5 protein-coding genes are annotated in these 6142 nt (G+C 64.0%); all 5 read right to left on the bottom strand.

Annotated features, from left to right (window positions below; all coding sequences use genetic code 11):
* Positions 1-254 precede the first annotated feature (254 nt).
* The gene (locus ACLHHB_RS10350; protein WP_410218206.1) at positions 255-2141 is read right to left on the bottom strand and encodes a pyrroloquinoline quinone-dependent dehydrogenase; all 1887 of its coding nucleotides are present in this window, start codon (positions 2139-2141) and stop codon (positions 255-257) included.
* Between the two features lie 4 nt (positions 2142-2145).
* Complete coding sequence (locus tag ACLHHB_RS10345; RefSeq protein ID WP_410218205.1) at positions 2146-2505, bottom strand: hypothetical protein; 360 nt, start codon at positions 2503-2505, stop codon at positions 2146-2148.
* A 136-nt stretch (positions 2506-2641) separates the two neighbouring features.
* Entirely contained in the window at positions 2642-5479 is a 2838-nt protein-coding gene (gene gcvP, locus ACLHHB_RS10340; RefSeq protein WP_410218204.1) for an aminomethyl-transferring glycine dehydrogenase, read from the bottom strand.
* 99 nt (positions 5480-5578) lie between these two features.
* Positions 5579-5938 carry a glycine cleavage system protein GcvH gene (gene gcvH / locus ACLHHB_RS10335; RefSeq protein ID WP_410218203.1) on the bottom strand — a complete coding sequence of 120 codons (360 nt, stop codon included), beginning with the start codon at positions 5936-5938 and terminating at the stop codon, positions 5579-5581.
* A gap of 10 nt (positions 5939-5948) precedes the next feature.
* Positions 5949-6142 (bottom strand): glycine cleavage T C-terminal barrel domain-containing protein (locus ACLHHB_RS10330; RefSeq protein ID WP_410218202.1); only part of this gene is annotated, 194 nt, incomplete at its 5' end.

Here is a 6142-nt window from a genome sequence, read left to right as displayed (position 1 = left end):
ATCCGCGCGCCGGATCAGGCGAATTGCGGGCAGGAAGCCCGGCCGCCGATCCTGGCGTGCATGGCGCGAATAGGGACGTGGGTCAGAGGACGGTGGTGGAGGTGAGCGGGATCGAACCGCTGACCTCGTCATTGCGAACGACGCGCTCTACCAACTGAGCTACGACCCCAATAGGCGATCTGTGTACCGGGGACACCAGAATTGTCAAGGGGCCCACTTGGGCCCCCTGTCGTGCCGGTCTTTTGTGGCGCCGTTCATTCGGGCAGGGCGAAAGCCACCAGTTGATCGCCCACCTGCGGCTTGATGATCGAGTTGCCACCCACCGCAAAGACGACGTACTGGCGCCCGTCATAGTCATAGACGGCCGGGATGGAAACGGCCGGCGCCTCGACCTGCGCCTTCCATAAAACTTTGCCCGAGGAGGCATCGAGGGCACGGACCCGTGCATCCATGGAAGCGCCGATGAAGATCAGTCCCGATGCCGTCACCACAGGGCCGCCGATGGTCGGCGAACCCCAGCTTTCTGGCATGTAGAAGCCCCATTTCTGGATCTGCCCGAAAGGAACCTCCCACAAGGTTTCGCCCGTTTTCAGGTCGATGGCGCTCATCAGTCCGTAAGGCGGCTTCCAGCAGGGCATGCCGATCGGGTTCAGGAAATTCTCCAGCCGGAAACCATAGGGTGTGCCGGTCATCGGAAACAGGCCACCCTCGGCCTCGCTGCCGCCCGATGTCATGGTCTGATATTCCTCGCGCTCGATCAACTGGTAGATCTGCGCCACGCGAGAGCTGTTGATGTAAAGGATGCCGGTTTCCGGATCGACGGCGCCGCCGCCCCACTGCATGCCGCCCGCGGTCGCGGGAAAGGCCAGAGAACCTTCCAGGCTGGGCGGTGTGTAACGGCCTTCATAACGCAGTTCGTCAAAGGTGCGCGAGCAATAGCCGAACGAGGCGATATCCGCCAGCCGCGACACGCCGCCCCAGTCATCGCCCGTGGGCGAGGCAGGCAGGGTGGGATAGGGCTGGGTGGGCGAGGCGACTTCGCCTTCGACATCCGAAGCGGGAACAGGACGATCCTCGATCGGGAAGATGGGCTCTCCGGTCAGGCGGTTCAGCACAAAGGCAAAGCCCATCTTGGTCGGCTGGACCAAGGCCGGGGTTGCCCCGCCTTCGCCGGGGATATCGATCAGCGTCGGCGCAGAGACCGTGTCGTAATCCCAGATGTCATGCTTGACGAGCTGGCGCGACCAGCGCACCTCGCCTGTTTCGCCATCAAGCGCCGTGACGGAAGTGGCCATCGGGATCTCTTCCAGCCGCGTGCCGCCGTAATAATCGGCGCTTGGGCTGGAAACGGGCAGGTACACCAAGCCGTTCTCGTCATCGACCGACATGGCAGTCCAGACGTTCGCCGTGCCGGTTGTACCGGGATAGTCCTCGGGGATGGAATAAAAGCTCCAATCCAGTTCGCCCGTGCGCGCATCGACCGCAAAGACGGAGCCGAGCGGGTTCTGCGCGTCATGCCAATCCTTGCCGGCCCAGCCCAACAGCAGCTTGTCGCGAAAGACCGTGGGCGGCTGCAGCTGCGACAGCGGAAAATTTGCCTCCGGCTTGTTCCACTGGTTGACGTTCAGGACGCCGTTATCCCCGAAATCGGCGCAGAGTTCACCGGTGTCGGCATCAACGGCATGCAGATGGGCGTCCATCGTGCCGATGTAAACGCGCTTGGCGCAGGGGCCGTCGCCTTCGCCCTCCCAATAGGTGACGCCGCGGTTTTTCAGTTCCGGCTGGGTCAGCGGCTCCAGCGTCGTGTTGTCCGGCGCATAGGTCCAGACCACCTCGCCCGTGTCCGGCCGGACGGCAAGGATGCGATAAAAGGGGGTGCCTAAATACAGCAGGTCATTGGCCAGGAGCGGCGTGGCCGACCAGACGGTGCCCACAATATCGCCCGAACCGTCGGAAACGTCGCCGGTCTGAACCTCCCACGCCTTTTCCAGGTCACCGACATTTTCAGGCGTGATCTGAGTCGAGGCCGAGTATTTCTGCGCCATCGCATTGCCGTGGAAATTCGTCCATTCGGTTTGCTGGGCTTGGGCCATGGGGGCGGATATCAGCAGCAACGCGGGCAGGAAACGGGTCAGGGTCATGGGATCACCTCGCCACAAAAATGAAGATCAGCCACAGCACCAAGGTCAGAATGACGCAGAGCATCATCCAGCCCTGCATCAGGAACCAGGTGCACAAAAGCGTCAGCAGCCCCCCGACCAGGATCATGACCGCGATGAAGGTGCGCAACCGTCCCGGAACAAGCCGCCCCACCAGCAGGGCAGCCAACGTCAATGCGGCCATGCCAAAGATGGCCAATCCTGCGCCGGGCGTTCCCGCGATGCCGGACTCCCGTTGAACAAAAGCGAGAACGGCAATGATCAGGCCGATGGCGGCAGGAACCGCCATCAGGTTGGCGATCAGCTCTTCTCTGGCGCGGTTGGCGGGGGGAAGGGGAGCGGGCATCGGCACCTCATGGATTGCAACCCGCGCCGCCTGCTCACGCAGGCGTGCCGGGTCGTGACATAGGTGTGAAATCCATTCAGGGACCCGAGGTTCCAGAAAGATGACGCTTTTGTCGGCCTGCGTGCGTCAGCTGTGGCTATTCCGCCGCCTCGGCATAGGCCTCCAAGGGGGGGCAGGTGCAGATCAGGTTGCGGTCGCCAAAGGCGTTGTCAACCCGCCCGACCGGTGGCCAGTACTTGTCCACCCGGAACGCCCCCGGGGGAAAACAGCCCTGTTCGCGCGAATAAGGACGGTCCCAGTTGCCGACCAGATCCTCCACCGTATGCGGAGCGTGACGCAGCGGGCTCTGATCCGCGGAAACGCGCCCCTCGGCCACCTCGGTGATCTCGGCCCGGATCCCGAGAAGCGCGGTGACAAAACGATCGATCTCGGCCTTTGTCTCGCTTTCCGTGGGCTCCACCATCAGCGTTCCGGCGACCGGCCAACTCATGGTGGGGGCGTGGAAGCCGTTGTCGATCAAACGTTTCGCGATGTCGTCCACCGTCACGCCGTTTTCGGCAAAAGGCCGCGTGTCGATGATGCATTCATGCGCCACGCGGCCGCGATTGCCCATGAACAGGATAGGGTAAGCCCCGGCCAAACGGCTTGCGATGTAATTTGCGTTCAGGATCGCCACCCGGGTTGCCTGCGTCAGCCCGGCACCGCCCATCATCAGGCAATATGCCCAGGAGATCAGCAGGATCGAGGCGCTGCCATAAGGGGCCGCCGATACTGCGCCCTCGCCCGTCTGCGGGTCGCCGGGCAGGAAGGGCGCCAGATGCGCCTTGACCCCAATCGGCCCCATGCCGGGCCCACCGCCGCCATGAGGAATGGCAAAGGTCTTGTGCAGGTTGAGGTGGCTGACGTCGCCGCCGATCTTTCCGGGCTTCACCAGGCCCACCAGCGCGTTCATGTTGGCGCCGTCGATATAAACCTGACCGCCATGGTCATGGGTGATCTGGCAGACCTGCCGTACCGTGTCCTCGAAGACCCCATGCGTGCTGGGATAGGTGATCATCACCGCGGCCAGCCGGTCCCCCGCCTGCGCGGCCTTTTCGGCGAAATCCTCCACATCGATGTCGCCGTTGGGTGCGGATTTCACCACGACGACCTTCATGCCGCACATCTGCGCGCTGGCGGGATTGGTGCCATGGGCCGAAACCGGAATCAGGCAGACATCACGCTGATCGTCGCCCTGGGCCTTGTGATAGGCCTGGATCGTCAGCAGGCCGGCATATTCCCCTTGTGCGCCGCTGTTCGGCTGCATCGAGAAGGCGTCATAGCCGGTGATGCGGCACAGCTTTTCGGTCAGGTCCGAGATCGCTTCGTGATAACCGGCGGCCTGATCGGTGGGCGCAAAGGGATGCAGCGCGCCGAATTCCGGCCAGGTGATCGGCATCATCTCGGCCGCCGCGTTCAGCTTCATCGTGCAGGACCCCAACGGGATCATCGCACGGTCCAGCGCCAGATCCCGGTCTGACAAGCGCCGCATATAGCGCATCATCTCGGATTCCGCACGGTTCATGTGAAAGACCGGATGGGCCAGGTATTCGCTTTCGCGCAGCAGCATGTCCGGAATGGCGGGCGCCTTGGCGGGCCGGGCGGGATCGGTGATCCCGAAGGCATCCAGCAGGCGGACGATCACCTGTGCATCTGTTGTTTCATCGACGCTGATGCCCACGCGGTCCCGTCCGACGCGCCGCAGGTTGATGCCCCGGTGGCGGGCGGCGGCCATGATGCCCTGCTGGCCCACGCCGACCTTGACCGTGATCGTGTCGAAAAAGGCTTCGGGCGCCACTTCGGCGCCTGCTTCGCGCAGGGCGTTCGCGATGGTGGCGGCATGCAGGTGCACCCGCTGCGCAATGGCGCATAATCCTTCGGGGCCGTGAAACACGGCATAAAACGATGCCATCACCGCCAGCAGCGCCTGCGCGGTGCAGACATTGCTGGTCGCCTTTTCGCGTCGGATGTGCTGTTCGCGCGTTTGCAGGGACAGGCGATAAGCCTGGTTCCCGCGCGCATCGATGCTGACGCCGACGATCCGGCCCGGCATGGCGCGCTTCAGCCCGTCCCGACAGGACATGAAGGCCGCATGCGGACCACCATAGCCCATCGGGACGCCGAACCGCTGCGCCGAGCCGACCGCGATGTCGGCCCCCATCGCACCGGGTTCCTTCAGCACGCACAGCGCCAGAAGGTCCGTGGCCACCACGGCCAGAGCGCCTGCCGCATGCAGGGCCTCGATCTCGGGCGTCAGGTCGCGGATATGGCCATAGGTGCCCGGATACTGGAAGATGGCGCCAAACACCTCGTCCGCCTTCAGATCGTCGATCGATGCCTTGACGATGCGGATCCCCAAAGGGGCGGCACGCGTCTCGATGACGCTGATTGTCTGGGGATGCAGGTCATGGGCAACGAAGAAGGTGTCCGCCTTGGAGCGTGACTGCCGCCGGACCATGGCCATCGCCTCGGCCGCCGCCGTTGCCTCGTCCAGCAGGCTGGCATTGGCCACCGGAAGGCCCGTCAGGTCTGCCACCATGGTCTGGAAGTTCAGCAAGGCCTCCAGCCGCCCTTGAGCAATCTCTGGCTGGTAGGGGGTATAGGCCGTGTACCAGGCAGGGTTTTCCAGGATGTTGCGCTGAATCGCGGGCGGCGTGACCGTGCCGTGATAGCCTTGCCCGATCAGGCTGGTCATCACGCGGTTCTTTGCTGCGACTTCCTTCATCCGCGCCAGCAGCCCGGCCTCGGACAAGGCGGGCCAGTCCAGGGCATCGGATTGCCGGATGGCGGCAGGCACGGTCTGCTCGATCAACTGGTCCAGGCTGTCGGCGCCCACGACCTTCAGCATCTCCTCCATCTCGGCCGGAGACGGCCCTATGTGGCGGCGGTTCGCGAAATCATCGGGATCATAGGCGGTCGGGTTCCAGCGGGTCATGGCTCATCCATCCTTCCGGTGAGGCGGCACACCCCACCTTTCATCGTCACGCACGGGTCAGGGGTCGCCACCAGGGCGGAGCCCAATGGCGGCTTGGCATCAACTGATCAGCGCCTTGTAGGCATCCTCGTCCATGAATGCGTCCATCGCACCGGCATTCGACGGCTTCAGGCGAAAGAACCAGGCCGTCATGGGATCGCCGTTCACGTCGCCCGGCGCATCGGCCAGCGCGCTGTTCACGGCGGTGACGATCCCCGCCACCGGGGCCACGATGTCGGATGCGGCCTTGACGCTTTCGATCACCACGATTTCTTCGCCAGCCCCGACCTCCCGGCCTTCTTCGGGCAGTTCGATGAAGACCACGTCGCCCAACTGCTCGCTGGCATGTTTGGTGATGCCCACGACGATTTCATCACCCTCGGCACGCAGCCATTCGTGGTCTTCGGTGTATTTCAGCATGGGACGCTCCTCAGCGGTGATAGGATGGGGTGACAAAGGGCAGGGCGCAGACGGCCACGGGCAGACGCTTGCCGCGCAGTTCCGCGTAAAGAGTGGTGCCTTCGGGAATATCGGCAGGAATGCGGGCCATGGCGACCGGCCCGCCGACCGATGGGCCGAACCCGCCCGAACTGACGGTTCCCACGGCCTCGCCGCCCTCGGCCG

This window comes from Paracoccus sp. (in: a-proteobacteria), from assembly GCF_046462195.1.
Taxonomy (GTDB): domain Bacteria; phylum Pseudomonadota; class Alphaproteobacteria; order Rhodobacterales; family Rhodobacteraceae; genus Paracoccus.
The sequence above is the reverse complement of the archived record's forward strand: the minus strand, read 5'-3'. Positions and strand labels throughout refer to the sequence as shown.

What these genes read in the sequence shown, in the direction of transcription:
- ACLHHB_RS10350 (WP_410218206.1), bottom strand. Translation starts at nt 2,141, where the DNA reads ATGACCCTGACCCGTTTCCTGCCCGCGTTGCTGCTGATATCCGCCCCC.
- ACLHHB_RS10345 (WP_410218205.1), bottom strand. Translation starts at nt 2,505, where the DNA reads ATGCCCGCTCCCCTTCCCCCCGCCAACCGCGCCAGAGAAGAGCTGATC.
- gcvP (WP_410218204.1), bottom strand. Translation starts at nt 5,479, where the DNA reads ATGACCCGCTGGAACCCGACCGCCTATGATCCCGATGATTTCGCGAAC.
- gcvH (WP_410218203.1), bottom strand. Translation starts at nt 5,938, where the DNA reads ATGCTGAAATACACCGAAGACCACGAATGGCTGCGTGCCGAGGGTGAT.